Genomic DNA, 15442 nt, shown 5'->3' on the forward strand with positions numbered 1-15442 from the left:
CTCATTGAGCCGAATTCGACGCGTCCGGCGAGACTTCCGCGAAACCCCTGCGTAGCCCCGCAAAGAAGTGCTAGCGCGCGTTGCACCCGCCTGTCACCATGACGTTCGGCTATGGACGGGGACGGGGGCGTCATCAGGGCGATGGACGGGTTCATCGATGCTGCGCTGAGCTTTCCCGCCGTTCTTTTCACCCCGCTTTTGATCATCGTGGTCGCGTTCTGGGCCGTGGTGGTCGCCGGGGGCGCCGACCCCGATGCCGACGGCAGCGGTGACCTGCTCGGCTTCGCCGGACTCGGCGGCGTTCCGGTCTCTGTCCCGCTGTCCTTGCTCGTGGTCTTCGCCTGGTTCGGCAGCCTCGCCGGCGCCGAGTTCCTCCCCGGCTGGATCGCGCTGATCGCCGCACTGGCGGTGGCCTGGCTGATCACCCGGCTCGCCGTCGTCCTCATCGGACGGTTCCGGCCGCCGGCGCCCGAGTCCCGCGCCGACTTTGTCGGCCGCACCTGTGTCATCCGTACCGGGCGCGTGAGTCGCACCTTCGGCCAGGCCGAGGTACGCGCCGAGGACGGCTCCTCCGCCATCGTGCAGGTTCGCCAGGCCGGCGACGACGATCTGCACGCGGGCACGGTCGCCGTGCTCTACGACTTCGACCCGGAAGGCGAGTTCTTCTGGGTGGTTCCCGCCGACATCGCCACGAAGGATCATTGATGGACGTAATTTCCACCGGTCTTGGCATCCTGATCGCCGTCGTCGTCCTCATCGTTCTGGGCGCGCTGCTGTTCGTGAGCCGCCTCTTCCGCAAGGTCGAGCAGGGCAAGGCGCTGATCATCTCCAAGGTGAGGCGGGTGGACGTCACCTTCACCGGGGCCATCGTTCTGCCCGTCCTGCACAAGGCCGAGCTCATGGACATCTCGGTGAAGACCATCGAGATCGCGCGGACCGGCCGCGAGGGGCTGATCTGCCGCGACAACATCCGGGCCGACATCCGGATCACGTTCTTCGTCCGGGTCAACAAGACGACCGAGGACGTCATCAAGGTGGCCCAGGCGATCGGCACCGCCCGCGCCAGCAACGAGACCACGCTGCAGGAGCTGTTCAGCGCGAAGTTCTCCGAGGCGCTCAAGACGGTCGGCAAGCAGCTCGACTTCGTCGACCTCTACACGAAGCGGCACGACTTCCGCGACCAGATCATCGAGGTCATCGGCACCGACCTCAATGGATACAGCCTCGAGGACGCGGCCATCGACTTCCTCGAGCAGACGCCGCTGATGGCGCTGGACAACAAGAACATCCTGGACGCCCAGGGCATCCGGAAGATCACCGAGCTCACCGCGATCGAGGCGGTCAAGACCAACGACTTCCGGCGCAACGAGGAGAAGGAGATCACCCGGCAGAACGTGGAGGCCAAGGAGGCCATCCTCGAGCTGCAGCGCCGGCAGGCGGACGCCGAGATCCGGCAGCGCCGCGAGATCGAGACGATCCGCGCCCGCGAGGAGGCCGAGATCGCGCTCGCCCAGGCCGAGGAGCGGCTGCGCGCCGAGGGCGCCGCGCTCAAGACCGACCAGCAGCTCGGCATCCAGCAGGAGAACAAGGCCCGCGAGATCGCCGTGGCCGAGAAGAACCGCGAGCGGGTCATCGCGATCGAGACCGAGCGCATCGAGAAGGACCGCATGCTCGAGGTCATCGCGCGGCAACGGGAGACCGAGCTGACCACGATCTCCAAGGACAAGGAGGTCGAGGGCGAGAAGCGCCTGATCGCCGAGGTCATCCGGGAACGGATCGCGGTGGAGAAGACGGTCGCGGAGCAGGAGGAGAACATCAAGCGCCTCCGGGTCGTCGAGGAGGCCGAGCGCACCCGCCAGGCCGTGATCATCCAGGCCGAGGCCGAGGCGCAGGAGGCGCTGGTCAAGGACATCAAGGCGGCCGAGGCGGCGGAGGCCGCGGCGAAGTTCAAGGCCCGCGAGTCGCTGCTGCTGGCCGAGGCACGGCAGCAGGCCGCCGAGCTCGACGCCCGCGCCAAGATCCGGCTGGCCGAGGGTCTGCAGGCCGAGTCGGCCGCGGCCGGCCTCGCCGACGTGCAGGTGCGAGAGCGCAACGCCGAGGTGGTCGAGAAGACGGGCAAGGCGGAGAACGTGGTCGCCCGCGAGAAGGCGATGATCGCGGCCGACGCGATCAAGGCGAAGCTCGTCGCCGAGGCCGCGGGCCTGCAGGACAAGGCGGGCGCGATGGCCGCGCTCGACGACGCGACCCGCGAGCACGAGGAGTACCGCCTGCGGCTGGAGGCGGAGAAGGAGATCCGGCTCGCCGGCATCAGCGTGCACAAGGAGATCGCCGAGGCGCAGGCCATGGTCATCGCGGCCGGCCTCGAGAAGGCGGACATCGACATCGTCGGCGGCGAGTCGGTCTTCTTCGACAAGCTGATCGGCTCGATCACGCTGGGCAAGAGCGTGGACGGCTTCGTCGAGCACTCGACCGTGGCCCAGGCCCTCGGCTCGCGCTACCTCAACGGCGAGGGTGACCTCGTCGGCGACCTCAGCAAGGCGCTGGCCGGGATGAGCACGGAGGATGTCGCCAACGTCAGCGTCGCGGCCCTGCTTGCCAAGCAGACGGCTCAGTAGTGGCCGAGGTGACCGAGCCGAACCTCGATGCCGGCACCTACGAGGTCCTGCGCGCCCGGCTGGGCGCGCAGGCCAAGGAGTTGGCGGCGCGGGCCGAGGCGCTGAACGACAAGAGGGTGCGGACGTTCGGCGGCCGGCCGATGACCCTCATCGGCACCGAGCGCATCCGCACCGAGAACAACTGCGTGCCGCGGGACATCGCGCACGTGGGCGGGGCGATGCTGTTCGGCTACAACGTCTTCATCGGGCTCAAGGCCGAGACCTCGGTCGGGGACGTCTTCGCTGTCCACGACTTCGTGGACGGCAAGCTCGGCGGCTCGGCGAAGCCGGGCCTGATCGACGACCCCGGGTTCCAGCGGGACTTCGCCGAGCTGTACCGCTACTACCGGGACACCAGGCTGCTGCAGTTGCGCCGGCTGGAGGGGCTGCTGCTCGCCGTCTTCCAGACCGGCGCGCGCGGCGACGACCTGAAGGTGCTGCGCTGGCGGGTGGCGACCGACGGCACGGTGTCCTACCTGGACAACCGGGGCGAGCGCGACCACGTCTTCCCGTCGGCGCACGACTTCGCGTGGACTCCGACCACCCGCGACCAGCACGTGCTGGGACGCCACCCGCACGTCTCGATCGAGGACACGGTCTTCGTCGAGACGGTCGGCGGCGACCTCACCATCAAGGTCGAGAACAACACCGAGGACGGCGAGGGCGTCTACACGGAGCCCGTGGACGAACCGCTCCAAAGTCTGGCCGATGCCGAGATCGCGTACGCGCGAATCGGGCCTTTGATCTTGATCCGGGTCCTGCCCTACAAGGAGACCCGGCCGCGCCATCTGGTCTTCAACACCCGCACCCGGGACGTGCGCCGGCTCGACGGGATCGGGCAGGCCTGCCAGCGACTGCCGGAGGATCAGGGGATCATCTTTCCGGGCGGGTACTACCTGGCCACGGGCGTGAGCCGGACCTTCGACGCGGAGACCGCCGACCTCGAGTTCGAGCGGGTGATCCGTTCGGTCAACGGCGAGGACGTGCTCTACGTCTTCCACGCGCGTGAGTCGGGGCGCTATCTCCTGCTGCCCTACAACGTGATCCGTAAGGAGGTCGCCACCCCGATCACCTGCCACGGCTGGTCGCTGTTCGACGACGGCACGCTGATCGCCTTCCGGCACGACGGCGACGAGCCGAGCCGGGTGCATCCGATGCAGATCTGGCAGACGCCGTACGTCTCGGACACGTTCGCGGCCGCGCAGCCGACCGGCGCCGGACCGCTCGAGCGGATCGGCAACGCGGACCTGGTACGCGGCATCGCCGACGCGCTCTCGGTGGCGCGGATGGTCGACGAGATGTCGCCCTCCGGTCCGGTCTTCGAGGCGATCATCGCGACCTGCGGGCGGCTCTTCGACCACTACTTCTGGCTCGGCGAGGCGGAGCTCGAGGACCTGGCGACCCCGCTCGGCGAAGTGCGCGCCACCGCCGAGCAGGTGCTCGACGAGTTCGAGGCCGTGCAGCAGCTCACCGCCCAGGCCAAGGCGGCGGTCGATGAGGCTTCCGAAAGCGCCGCCGCGTTGATCCGGCGGGCCCGGGCCGATTCGCCGACCGCCACCGACGGCTGGATCGCCCTCCTGGCGTCGCTCCGCGCGCAGCAGGGACACGCGGTCACGCTGCGCGAGATGCGGTACGCGGACCTGGCCCGGCTCGGCGAGCTCGCCGCCTCCCTGGAGGAGGAGGTCGACGCCACCGCGGGCCGGGCGGTCGAGTTCCTTCGCCGCGAGGACGCCTTCGCGGGCTATCAACAGGCGGTCGAGGGGCTGGTCGCCGAGGCCGGCAAGATCGCCACGGTGGCGGCGGCCGAGCCCGTTGCCGCCCGGCTCGCCGAGCAGGGTGACGGCCTGCAGGTGGTCATCGACGTGGTCGGCGGTCTGGAGATCGCCGACGCGACCGTACGGGTGGCGATCCTCGAGCGGATCGGCGAGGTGCTCGGCGGAGTCAACCGCGCCCGGGCGACTCTCGACGCACGCCGCCGGGAACTCGCCGCTTCGGAGGGGCGGGCGGCGTTCGCAGCTGAGTTCGCGCTGCTCGGGCAGGCCGTGACGGCCGGGCTCGCGGCGGCCGACACCCCCGAGCGCTGCGACGAGCAGTCGGCCAAGCTGATGCTGCAGGTCGAGGGACTGGAGTCGCGGTTCGGGGACTTCGACGACTTCGTCGAGCAGCTGACGGCCAAGCGGGCCGAGCTCTACGAGGCGTTCGCGGGCCGGCGGCAGGGCCTGCTCGACGAGCGGCAGCGGCGGGCCGACCGGCTGGTGGCCTCGGCCCAGCGCACGCTCGCGAGCGTACAGCGGCGGGTGGCCTCGCTGTCCACACTGGACGAGGTCAACACCTACTTCGCGACCGATCCGATGGTGGGCAAGCTGCGCTCGGTCGCCGGCGAGCTGCGGCAACTCGGCGACACCGTGCGGGCGGAGGAGCTGGACGGGCGGGTCAAGGCGGCGCGGCAGGAGGCCGGGCGGGCCCTGCGCGACCGGCTCGACCTCTACGGCGACGGCGGTGCCACTATCCGGCTCGGCCGGCACACCTTCGCGGTGAACACCCAGCCCACCGACCTCACGCTCGTGCCCGACGGCGCCGACCTGGCCTTCACGATCACCGGCACCGACTACCGCGCACCGATCCGCGACGCCGAGTTCATCGCGACCACCCGTTCCTTCTGGGAGCAGCCGCTGATCTCCGAGAACCGCGAGGTCTACCGCTCCGAGCACCTCGCCGCCGCGATCTTCGCGTCGGATCCGGCGGGTGCCGCGGCCGCGCTCGCCGACGATTCCCTTCGTGATCTCGTACGGCGGGAAGCCGAGTCCCGCATCGACGAGGGGTACGAGCGCGGCGTGCACGACGCCGACGCGGCCCTGATCCTGTCGGCCGTGATCCGCCTGCACGCCACGGCCGGCCTGCTCCGGTACGAGCCGTCGGTGCGGGTCGCCGCGCAGCTGTTCTGGGCCTTCGACGCGACACCCGAGCAGCGCGCGGCGTGGACGCTGCGGGCAACCTCGCTGGCCCGTGCCCGTTCCGTCTTCGGCGCTGCGGACGTGCTCTCCACCCTGGCCGACGAGCTGTCCGCGGCCGCCGGCGCGCCGATCGGCGAATACCTGGCCGAGGAGTTGGCGGCCGGGCCGGCCGGGTTCGTCACCAGCGCCGGCGCGCGCACGTTCCTCGACCGTTTCCACCGGGCCGGGCGGGGTTACCTCGACGATCTGGCCGGGTTGCCGGACGTCGGGGCGCGCCGGCAGCTGATCACCGAGTGGCTGTCGGCGTTCCTGGCCGCGCGGCCCGACAGCGGCACCGCCGACGACCTGGCCGAGGCGGTCGCGATCGAGCTGACCGGAACGCTGCTCACCCGGTACGACTCGGCCGCGGCCCTGGACGCCACGGTCGAGGGGCTGCTCGGGGTGCATCCGCGGATCGTGGGCGGCCGGCTGGCGATCCGGCTCGACCGGTTCCTCGCCACGACGCGGTCGTTTCGCGAGACGGCGGTGCCGGCCTTCCGGGCGTACGGGAAAAAGCGAAGCTCTCTGGCCGGCGCCGAACGCACCCGCCTGCGTCTCGATGATTTCCAACCGGCGGTCCTGACCGCCTTCGTCCGGAACCGTCTGCTCGACGAGGTGTATCTGCCGCTGATCGGGGACAACCTGGCCCGGCAGATCGGGGCGGCCGGCGACGCCAAGCGCACCGACCAGTCCGGCCTGCTGCTGCTGATCTCGCCGCCCGGCTACGGCAAGACCACGCTCATGGAGTACGTGGCCAACCGGCTCGGCCTGGTCTTCGTCAAGGTCAACGGGCCGGCGCTCGGGCACGCGGTCACCTCGCTCGACCCGGACGCCGCGCCGAACTCCACCGCCCGGCAGGAGGTCGAGAAGATCTCCTTCGCGCTGGAGATGGGCAATAACGTCCTGCTCTACCTCGACGACATCCAGCACACCTCGCCCGAGCTGCTGCAGAAGTTCATCTCGCTCTGCGACGCGCAGCGGCAGATGGAGGGTGTCTGGGAGGGCTCGACCAAGACGTACGACCTGCGCGGTAAGCGGTTCGCGGTGTGCATGGCCGGCAACCCGTACACCGAGAGTGGGCAGCGGTTCCGGATTCCGGACATGCTCGCCAACCGGGCCGACGTGTGGAACCTCGGTGACGTCCTGTCCGGCAAGGCGGATCTCTTTGAGATGTCCTACCTGGAGAACGCGCTCACCTCGAACCCGGTTCTCGCGCCGCTGGCCACCCGCGCGCCGGAGGACCTGCCGCTGCTGGTGCGGCTCGCTTCGGGCGACTCGAGCGTGCGGCCGGACCGGTTGTCGTACGCGTACTCGGCGGCCGAGCTCGACCAGGTGCTGTCGGTGCTCCGCAAGATGCGGCACGTACAGCGGGTGGTGCTGCGGAACAACCAGGCTTACATCGCGTCGGCAGGACAGGCGGACGCGTCGCGGACCGAGCCGCCGTTCCGCCTGCAGGGCTCGTACCGGAACATGAACAAGCTCGCCGAGCGGATCGTCCCGGCCATGAACGACGAGGAGGTGGAGACTGTGCTCGACGACCACTACGTCGGCGAGGCGCAGACCCTCACCTCGGGCGCCGAGGCGAACCTGCTGAAACTGGCCGAGCTGCGCGGACGGATGACACCCGCGCAGGTGACCCGGTGGGCCGAGGTCAAGGCGGCCTACCTGCGGGCGCAGGCCCTGGGTGGGGACGGTGACGACCCGATGGCGAGGGCGGTCGGCGCGGTCGGTCTGCTCGCCGATCGGGTGGGTGACGTCTCCTCGGCGATCGGGCGCCTGCGGCCGAATTGATCTCTGCCGGATATCGTTCCGGCATGGATGGAGTCGAGGTCTTCCGCCTGGCCGACATCGCGGTCAAGCACGCCGCCGCCGACGCCGGGGACGTGGTGTCGGGCTCGCCGACGCTCGGCACCACGGCGATCACCACGCTCGGGGACTCGGGCGTGGAGGTCGGGGTCTGGGAGATGAGCGTGGGCGCGGTTCGTGACGTCGAGGTCGACGAGGTCTTCCTGGTGCTGGCCGGCTCGGCGACCATCACCGTCGACGGTTCCTCGGTCGTCGTCGGTGCCGGCGATCTGGTACGGCTGACCGCCGGCACCGCTACGACCTGGGAAGTTACTTCTCCCCTCCGGAAGCTCTACCTCGCGTAGGCCCGAACGTCCGCGACCGACCACCAGCTGCCGGACTCCCCGGTCACGCTGATCCGGACATATCTAGTTTGTCGCCCATTGAGGTTGCCGGTCGAGAACTGGCCGGTGCCCGCGGTGGGTGCCGCCCACCAGGTCTGACCGTCCCTCGAGGCCTGAATCGTGTAGCCGCGCGGGTAGTCGCCGGTGGAGGCGCCGGTGTCGAAGACGATCCTTTCCGGCCTGAGCGTGCGGCCGAAGTCGACCTGGAGGTACTGACCGGGCTGCTGGGCGGCGCCGGTGCTGAAGCGGGTGCTGGCGTCGTCGTCGACCGCATTGGCCGGTACGTCGGTAGCGCTCGCCGGGGAGGCCGTGGCCGTCCAGCCGGTCGGGGCGATCGGGCGGTCGTCGCTGTGGCCGCGCCAGATGAAGGTGGCCAGCGCGCCGCCGGGCAGCGTGTAGCTGAACTGCCGGTCGCCGAGGCGGACCGCGACGGCCTGCGGGTTGTCGTTCTCGTTGTGCGCGACCAGGACCGTCTCGCCGTTCGGGTTCACAAAGGCCACGTCCATGACCTGACCGTTCCAGCCCGTGGTGCCGAACGAGGTGCTCGCGACCCGGACCGCCCCCGGCCGCACGAAGCGGGCCATGTGCCCGAGTGTGTAGAACTCGGCGTTGTAGGTGACCTGGCCCTGGTCTCCCACCGTGACCACGCCGGTGCAGGTTCCGCAGCCGCCGGTGTGCGGGCCGTTGGCCGGGTCCAGCGCGAGGTTCCAGTTCACGACGGACTTCGCCCAGTTCCGGGTGTTCCCGATGATCAGGTTGCGGGCGTGCCACTTGAGCGTGTCGGAGAACGTGTTGGCCGGGTCGCCCGACTGGCTGCCCGAGCACTCGGTGAAGTAGATGTCCTTCGCCGGGAACTCGTTGTGCAGGGCGGTCATGGCGCTCGGGTCACCGGCGTAGCAGTGGTACGCCGTGCCGTCGACCCACCGCGCGGCCGGCGAGGCGAGCAGTTCCTGCGGGTAGTGGTCGATGTCGGCGGTCTCGTCGGGTGGGGTGTTGGCCGCGTCGTTGGGATGCTCGTTCCAGTTGTGGTCGTACCCGAGGATCTTGGTGTTGAGGTGGTTGGCGCGCAGCATCGGCCCGAGCTGCTCGATCACCTTGGCCTCCTGCCAGGACGGCAGGTCCATGCCCGGGTAGCCGGAAGGGTTCCGGTTCTGCGGCTCGTTCTGGATCGTGAGGTAGTCGACGCGTACGCCCTCTGCCTTGTAGGCCTGCACGAACTTGAGCAGGTAGCCGGCGAACGCGCGATAGATCGCCGGGTTGTCGATGAGCCGGCCGCCGATCAGGCTGCCGTTCGTCTTCATCCACGCGGGCGGCGACCACGGCGTGCCGAGGACCTTCAGCTCGGGGTTGAGGCGCGCGGCCTGGCGGAGCAGCGGAAGGATCTGCGTCTTGTCGTGCGCGACGCTGAAATGCCGCAGCGCGTAGTCGGTCTGCCCGGCCGGCACGTCGTCATACGTGTACGCCGGCTCGTCGGTGAAGTCGGAGGCGCCGATCGGCTGCCGCAGGAAGTTGAGCCGGTCGCGCCCGAAGAGCTCGGCCATCACCTGGGACCGCTGCCCCGGGTCGAGCCGGTAGAGCACGGCGGCCGACGAGTCCGTGATCGAGGCCCCGAACCCGGTCATCGTCTGGAATCGCCGGTTCGGGTCGACGACGATCGTCGGCGTCGCGGTCTCGGCGGCCGGCCCGAGGGCGACCGTCCCGGCATCGGTCATCTTGTACGCGCCGTCCGGCGAGGTCAGCCAGACCTGCGCCGTCGCGTCGCGCGGGTGAGCGGCCGCCGGCACCGGCGCGACGACCAGGACAAGTGCGGTGAGGGCGGCGGTTCCGAAGCGTGCCATGGGCTCTCTCCCGATGTAACAAGCTGAAACAACCACGAAACGTTTCCGTCACGAGTCAGGTAACCACCGACTTTCGCGCACGTCAATGTCTATGCTTCCGGCATGAAACGCGTGACCGTCCGGGACATCGCGGCGCACGCCGGGGTGTCGATCGCGACCGTCTCGCGCGTGCTCAACGACCAGACCAACGTCGCGCCCGAGACCCGCGACCTGGTGCAGCAGACCATCGAGCGGCTGGGCGGGCACGTCGTCAGCCGGCGCCCGGCGACCTCCGGCCCGATCTTTCTGCGCTGCCCCTACCTGCTCACCGACTACTTCGGACTGATCGTCTCGTCGATCGCCGAGACGCTCGACCTGCACGGCCGCCAGGTCGTGCTCAACGCGGGCGAGGCCGCCCAGCAACACCGGGTGCTGCCGACGCTCGCCTCCCGAGCGGGCGTGGCCGGGGCGATCATCGTGCTCCCGCCCGAGCCCGGCGCCGAGTTGGTAGCACTGCAGGAGGCGCGCTTCCCGTTCGTGGTCGTCGACCCCCGCGAGACCGTGCCGCGCGACATCGCCGCCGTCTCGGCCGCACATTTCGCCGGCGCGCGCAGCCTCACCACCCACCTGGTCGAGCTCGGCCACCGCCGGATCGGCCTGATCGCGGGCCCCGACAACTGGCTGGCCAGCACCGCCCGCCGAGCCGGCCACACCTCAGCGCTGGCCGACGCGGGCGTGCTCCCCGATCCGGCGCTGGCCCTGCCCGGCGAGCCCACGGTCCGCTTCGGCTACGAGGCCGCCCAGCACCTGCTCGATCTGCCAGCCCGCCCGACCGCCCTACTCGGCTTCAACGACAAGGCCGCCTCGGGCGCGCTGGCCGCGGCGGCCCAGCGCGGCCTGCGTGTCCCCGAAGACCTGTCGATCGCCGGCTTCGACGACATCGACCTGGCCCAAGCCACCCGCCCGACGCTGACCACGGTCCGCCAGCCGCTGCAGGAAATGGGCCGCATAGCCGTGAGCCTGCTGCTGCGCCTGCTCAACCACCACCGCCTGGACGCCCTGCACATAGAGCTGGCCACCGAACTGATAGTCCGCGACTCCACCGGCCCAGTCCCCCGGTAATCCCAAGCAGCGCCCGCCCCGTCACACCGCACGCAGGACCCCGCCACCGCATTCACCCACCGTCACAGAAGCGCCGACCCGAGCCCACCGGTTCCCGCCCCTTTGCTCTGCGCACATATACGCACCAAGCTCCGGAGCTGGAAGAACTCCCCGAAAAGGGCGCTCAACCCGAACGGGCGCGGCCACTCCGTGTCATCCTCCGCGCGCCCATGTAAGCAGAGCAGCGCGCCCGCGTAAGCAGAGCAAGGCGCCCGCGTGAGCAGAGCAGCGCGCCCGCGTAAGCAGAGCAAGGCGCCCGCGTAAGCAGAGCAAGGCGCCCGCGTAAGCAGAGCAGGGCGCCCGTGTGAGCAGAACTAGGTCGGGTGGGCCGGTGTGGCTTGCGGGGGGCCGGGCTCGGCTTGCCATTGGTCGGGCGCCGCGGGGCCGCACTGCCGCAACCAGGCACACGCCGGGCCATGGCACGCCGAGCCCAGCCGTCCGCCCACCTCGACCGGCCCGCGCCGGGCGCACCTCCGCGCACCCTCTGCGTGCATCCGCGCGTAGAGGTAAGCAGAGCAAAGGGGGGCGCAGAGCGTCCGGCGCGGGGGAGCTTCGGAAGTTAGTTTAACTATTAATGCTCTTTACCTTGTGGGCGCACGCATCGATGGATGAGGATGTGAGCCAGCGGCGCCGCTTCCCCTACCGCTCTCATCCCCAGAGGTATCGGACGTGGCGATAAGACTGTTCAGGCGTTTCCTCGCGGTGGTTGTTGCCCTGCTCACGGTGTCGGCCGTCGGGGTTGCCGTGCGCGGCGAGGCGGCCGTGGCGGCGGTCAACTTCAAGGTTCTGGCGTTTTACAACGGGACCTACGACGCGGCGCACATCGACTTCGACAAGGAAGCCAAGGTGTGGTTTCCGCAGGCGGGGGCCCAGTCTGGCTTCAGCTGGGAGGCTACTACCGACTGGAGCCGGCTCAGCGCGACGGGGCTGGCCGGGTATCAGGTGATCATGTTCCTGGACGACGGGCCGCCGGCCGACCGGCGAGCCGCGTTCCAGCAGTACATGCAGAACGGCGGTGGCTTCCTGGGCTTCCACGTGAGCGCGTTCACGACCAGCGCCAACGACTGGAGCTGGTACTACAACACGTTCCTCGGGTCGGGAAACTTCGTCTCCAACACCTGGGGACCGACGGCCGAGACTCTGAAGATCGAGGACCGGAACCACCCGTCGACCGCGGGGCTGCCGGCCACGATCCAGTCGTCGGTCAGCGAGTGGTACTCGTGGAGCAACGACCTGCGGCAGAACGCGAACATCGACATTCTGGCGTCGCTCGACCCGTCCACGTTCCCGGTCGGCACCGATCCCAACCAGCAGTGGCGCAGCGGGTACTACCCGATCATGTGGACGAACAAGAACTACAAGATGCTGTACGCGAACTTCGGCCACAACGGCATGAACTACGACACCAACACGCGTACGTCGTCGACCTTCGAGAGCGCTCAGCAGAACCAGTGGCTGATCAACGGGCTGCTGTGGCTGGGCGGGCAGGGCTCGACCACCCCGCCCACCGATCCCCCGCCGGCGGCGGACTGGCACTCGATCGTCAACAAGACCAGCGGCAAATGCGTGGACGCCAAGGCGGCCGGCACGACCAACGGCACCGTGATCCAGCAGTACGCCTGCAACGCCACGAACGCGCAGCAGTACCAGCTGGCCACCACGTCCGGCGGCTACGTGCGGATCAACAACAAGGCCAACAGCGCTCAGGTTCTCGACGTGACCAACGTGTCCACGGCGGACAATGCCAAGATCCAGACTTGGGCGTACGGGGGTGGCCTGAACCAGCAATGGCAGCCCGTCGACGAGGGTGGCGGCTACTACCACTTCGTCAACCGCAACAGCGGCAAGTGCCTGGACGTCCCCGGCGCCAGCACGGCCGACGGCGTCCAGCTCGTGCAGTACACCTGCAACGGCACCGGCGCGCAGAGCTTCCGCCTGGCCTGAAACGCGGCATGGCTGGCCTGAAACGCGGCGAGGGTCAGCCGAAGCGTCCGTTGACGTAATCGGCGGTGCGCGGGTCGATCGGCTCATTGAACATCTGGTCGGTCGGCCCGTGCTCCACGATGTGTCCGGGCGTGCCCTGCTCGGCCAGGAAGAACGCGCACTGCTGGGAGACCCGCGCCGCCTGCTGCATGTTGTGCGTGACGATCACGATGGTCACCTCGTGGGCCAGCTCGCCGATCGTCTCCTCGATCCGCCGGGTCGAGGTGGGGTCGAGCGCCGAGCACGGCTCGTCCATGAGCAGCACCTGCGGGCGTACGGCCAAGGAACGCGCGATGCAGAGACGCTGCTGCTGCCCACCGGAGAGCGCGCCGCCGGGCGACCGCAGCCGCTCGCGCACCTCCCGCCACAGCCCGGCCTTGCTCAGGCACTCCTCGACCAGGGCGTCCTTGGCCCCGCGCGACACCCGCATCCCGGTCAGCTTCAGCCCGGCCAGCACGTTGTCGTAGATGGACATCGCGGGGAAGGGGTTGGGCTTCTGGAAGACCATGCCGATCTTCTTGCGAGCGTCGGTGACCTTGACGTTCGGGTCGTAGATGTCCTGGCCGTCGAGCCACACCTCGCCGGCCAGTGAGGCGCTCGGGATGAGCTCGTGCATCCGGTTGAGAATGCGCAGGAAGGTGGACTTCCCGCAGCCGGACGGGCCGATCAGCGCGGTCACCATCCGGGCCGGCATGCTCAACGACACCCGGTCGAGCACCTTGTGGTCGCCGAACCACGCGGAGATCGAGTGCGCCTCGAGCGCCACGGCGTCGTACGCCGACACCTGCGGCATGAGCAGGGTTTCGGTCATCGGGGCTCCTCGATCAGATCAGGTTGGGCACGAGCTGGGCGCACTGTCCGGCGACCAGGATGCCGAGAAGGGCGAGGACGGGCAGGCCGATCAGCCAGGCGTGCCAAGGGCCGAGGCGGTGCCGCACCCAGGTGAGGGCGAGGGCCGCGGCCACCAGCAGCTGTCCCCAGAGGACGAGCGGGACGAGCGCCATCAGGTCGATCTCCATGACGGCGTCCTTGTGCGGCAGGATCGCGGGACTGATCGCGAGCCGCGGGGTCTCCTGCACCTGCGAGGTGAGCTTGGCGTCGACCCGGAACACGTCGGTGGGGATGTACGCCGTCCCGTCCGCGGTGACGAGCGTCAGCCGGCCTTCGCCGGCCGCGAGGGGAGCCGGTTGCGCTTCGCCTTTCCGCCGCACGCCCATGACCTCGTACGTCTGCTCGCCCTGCCCGGTGATCACGGTGATCTTGTCGCCGCCCTCGAGATCGCCGAGCCGGGCGAAGGGACCGCCGAAGGCCGCCCGCCGGCCCATGATCACGCTGGCGCCCTCCTGACCGGGGAAGACGGTGTCGCGCCGGTGGCCGGGCCCGCGGGTGAGCACGCCGCTGTCGGTGCCCTCGAAGACGACTTCCTTCAGGCCGATACGCGGGATGCTGAGCACGGCGATGGCCTCGCCCGCGGGCAGGGCGTCCTTGCCGGTGTCGTCGAAGTGGCTGACCGGGGCGGTGGCCATGGCGAGCTCGGCCCGGAAGTTCGCGTACGCCACCTTCTGCGCCCGCTCGTGCGACAGCGACCCGACGATCGTCATCTGCGCGACGAAGCCGAGCGTGATCGCGGCCAGGATGGTCAGCGCGGTGCCGAAGAGCGACGCGGCATAGCGGTCGGGGCGCCGGGGCGCGGGCGGGGTGCGTCGCTGCGGCTGCGGCCGGACCGCGGGCGGCGGCGGGGGTGGCGGCGCGATCGGCGAAACCGGGCTGACCGGCACGACCGATGCCGGCACGGCAGGGGCCGGCGCGGCGGTGGTGCCGGGGCTGGTGGTCGGGGCGCTGATGGTGCTCACCACCGGGCCGGTTGCGGCCGGTCGAACCGCATGGTGCCGAGCACGACGCTGCCGCCCAGGATGATCAGGACGACGCCGAGGGCGAAGAGCCCACCGGCCGGCGGCCCGGTGACCGGCAACGTCTCCGACGAGGCCGCCGGCGAGGTCGTGGTGGTCGGGTCGGGCGTCGGATCCGTGGTCTCGGTCGGGTCCGTCGTCGGATCGTCCGTGGGGTCGTCCGTCGGCTCGGTGGTGGCGGTGGCGGACGGCATGGCCGAGGTGGACGTCGAGGTCGAGGGCGTCGGGTTGGGCTCGTTCGGGCTGCCCGGGTAGACGTTCGGCCCGGCCTGGTAGTCGGTGGCCGTGTAGTAGTGCATGTACCCGGAGAAGACCGCGAGCGCCTCCTGGCTGAACTTGTCCCGGCAGGTGACCTCGACCTTGTAGTACCCGACCGGCACGGCGTTGAGCCCGAGGACGTCCTTCGCGAGGTCGATCAGACTGTGGTTCAGCTGGACGTCGAACCCCTCGTCGTGGGAGAGGTTCACGTCCGCGGGGTCGGTGATCAGGACCGGGTTCGCGCTGAACTCGGCGGGACCGGTCACGTAGGCGATGTACTCGTCCGCCGCCGCCGGGCACGGGTCCTTGGTGTGCACCTTCGGGTACGTGTTGTCCTTGCCCGTGGCCGGGTCGAAGGTCAGCGTGGTGTCGCTGTCCGCCGCCTGCGCCGGCGGCGCGGCCACGAGGGCCACCACTCCGGCCGTCATGAGGACGACGCCGATCGATGCCGCCCAGGCTCGGATGGATCGCTTCACG

General features: G+C 69.9%; 10 protein-coding genes. 6 read left to right on the forward strand and 4 right to left on the reverse strand.

Features of this window, described 5'->3' with window-relative positions; translation table 11 throughout:
- Positions 1-111 precede the first annotated feature (111 nt).
- From A3CQ_RS60665 to A3CQ_RS0110870, 4 genes are read left to right on the forward strand one after another with little or no spacing between them, the layout of a single operon-like run.
- Positions 112-705, forward strand: a complete 594-nt coding sequence (locus tag A3CQ_RS60665; RefSeq protein ID WP_020510962.1) for an OB-fold-containig protein — start codon at positions 112-114, stop codon at positions 703-705.
- On the forward strand, positions 705-2615 hold the full coding sequence (locus A3CQ_RS52330) for a flotillin family protein (RefSeq protein ID WP_020510963.1): 1911 nt from the start codon (positions 705-707) through the stop codon (positions 2613-2615). Before A3CQ_RS60665 ends, A3CQ_RS52330 begins: the two co-directional genes overlap by 1 nt.
- The gene (locus A3CQ_RS0110865; RefSeq protein ID WP_020510964.1) at positions 2615-7438 is read left to right on the forward strand and encodes a DNA repair ATPase; all 4824 of its coding nucleotides are present in this window, start codon (positions 2615-2617) and stop codon (positions 7436-7438) included. Before A3CQ_RS52330 ends, A3CQ_RS0110865 begins: the two co-directional genes overlap by 1 nt.
- Before the next feature lie 23 nt (positions 7439-7461).
- On the forward strand, positions 7462-7797 hold the full coding sequence (locus tag A3CQ_RS0110870; protein WP_020510965.1) for a cupin domain-containing protein: 336 nt from the start codon (positions 7462-7464) through the stop codon (positions 7795-7797).
- On the opposite strand, the gene A3CQ_RS0110875 is transcribed toward A3CQ_RS0110870, so the two are convergent.
- Complete coding sequence (locus A3CQ_RS0110875; protein WP_020510966.1) at positions 7785-9674, reverse strand: glycoside hydrolase family 30 beta sandwich domain-containing protein; 1890 nt, start codon at positions 9672-9674, stop codon at positions 7785-7787. The two genes, A3CQ_RS0110870 and A3CQ_RS0110875, sit on opposite strands and share 13 nt — an antisense overlap.
- A gap of 102 nt (positions 9675-9776) precedes the next feature.
- Between A3CQ_RS0110875 and A3CQ_RS0110880 the strand changes: the two genes are divergently transcribed.
- Positions 9777-10775, forward strand: coding sequence for a LacI family DNA-binding transcriptional regulator (locus A3CQ_RS0110880; protein WP_020510967.1), 999 nt, complete (start codon positions 9777-9779; stop codon positions 10773-10775).
- A gap of 708 nt (positions 10776-11483) precedes the next feature.
- Positions 11484-12758: an RICIN domain-containing protein gene (locus A3CQ_RS0110885; protein WP_026205544.1), complete on the forward strand. Its 1275-nt coding sequence runs from the start codon at positions 11484-11486 to the stop codon at positions 12756-12758.
- Positions 12759-12792: 34 nt separating this feature from the next.
- Here the strand turns inward: A3CQ_RS0110885 and A3CQ_RS0110890 are convergent, their stop codons facing one another.
- The 3 genes from A3CQ_RS0110890 to A3CQ_RS0110900 are packed head-to-tail and all read right to left on the reverse strand — an operon-like array spanning position 12793 to position 15441.
- Positions 12793-13608: a phosphate ABC transporter ATP-binding protein gene (locus tag A3CQ_RS0110890; RefSeq protein ID WP_020510969.1), complete on the reverse strand. Its 816-nt coding sequence runs from the start codon at positions 13606-13608 to the stop codon at positions 12793-12795.
- Between the two features lie 13 nt (positions 13609-13621).
- Positions 13622-14650, reverse strand: a complete 1029-nt coding sequence (locus tag A3CQ_RS0110895; protein WP_211216533.1) for a sortase — start codon at positions 14648-14650, stop codon at positions 13622-13624.
- On the reverse strand, positions 14647-15441 hold the full coding sequence (locus A3CQ_RS0110900) for a hypothetical protein (protein ID WP_040432159.1): 795 nt from the start codon (positions 15439-15441) through the stop codon (positions 14647-14649). The genes A3CQ_RS0110895 and A3CQ_RS0110900 overlap by 4 nt, the downstream gene beginning before the upstream one ends.
- Position 15442: the final 1 nt, after the last annotated feature.

The sequence above is a fragment of the Paractinoplanes globisporus DSM 43857 genome (assembly GCF_000379645.1).
GTDB lineage: Bacteria > Actinomycetota > Actinomycetes > Mycobacteriales > Micromonosporaceae > Actinoplanes > Actinoplanes globisporus.

Bases quoted from the DNA above. Each gene is read 5' to 3' on its own strand.
- A3CQ_RS60665 (WP_020510962.1), top strand. From the start codon at position 112: ATGGACGGGGACGGGGGCGTCATCAGGGCGATGGACGGGTTCATCGAT.
- A3CQ_RS52330 (WP_020510963.1), top strand. From the start codon at position 705: ATGGACGTAATTTCCACCGGTCTTGGCATCCTGATCGCCGTCGTCGTC.
- A3CQ_RS0110870 (WP_020510965.1), top strand. From the start codon at position 7,462: ATGGATGGAGTCGAGGTCTTCCGCCTGGCCGACATCGCGGTCAAGCAC.
- A3CQ_RS0110875 (WP_020510966.1), bottom strand. From the start codon at position 9,674: ATGGCACGCTTCGGAACCGCCGCCCTCACCGCACTTGTCCTGGTCGTC.
- A3CQ_RS0110880 (WP_020510967.1), top strand. From the start codon at position 9,777: ATGAAACGCGTGACCGTCCGGGACATCGCGGCGCACGCCGGGGTGTCG.
- A3CQ_RS0110890 (WP_020510969.1), bottom strand. From the start codon at position 13,608: ATGACCGAAACCCTGCTCATGCCGCAGGTGTCGGCGTACGACGCCGTG.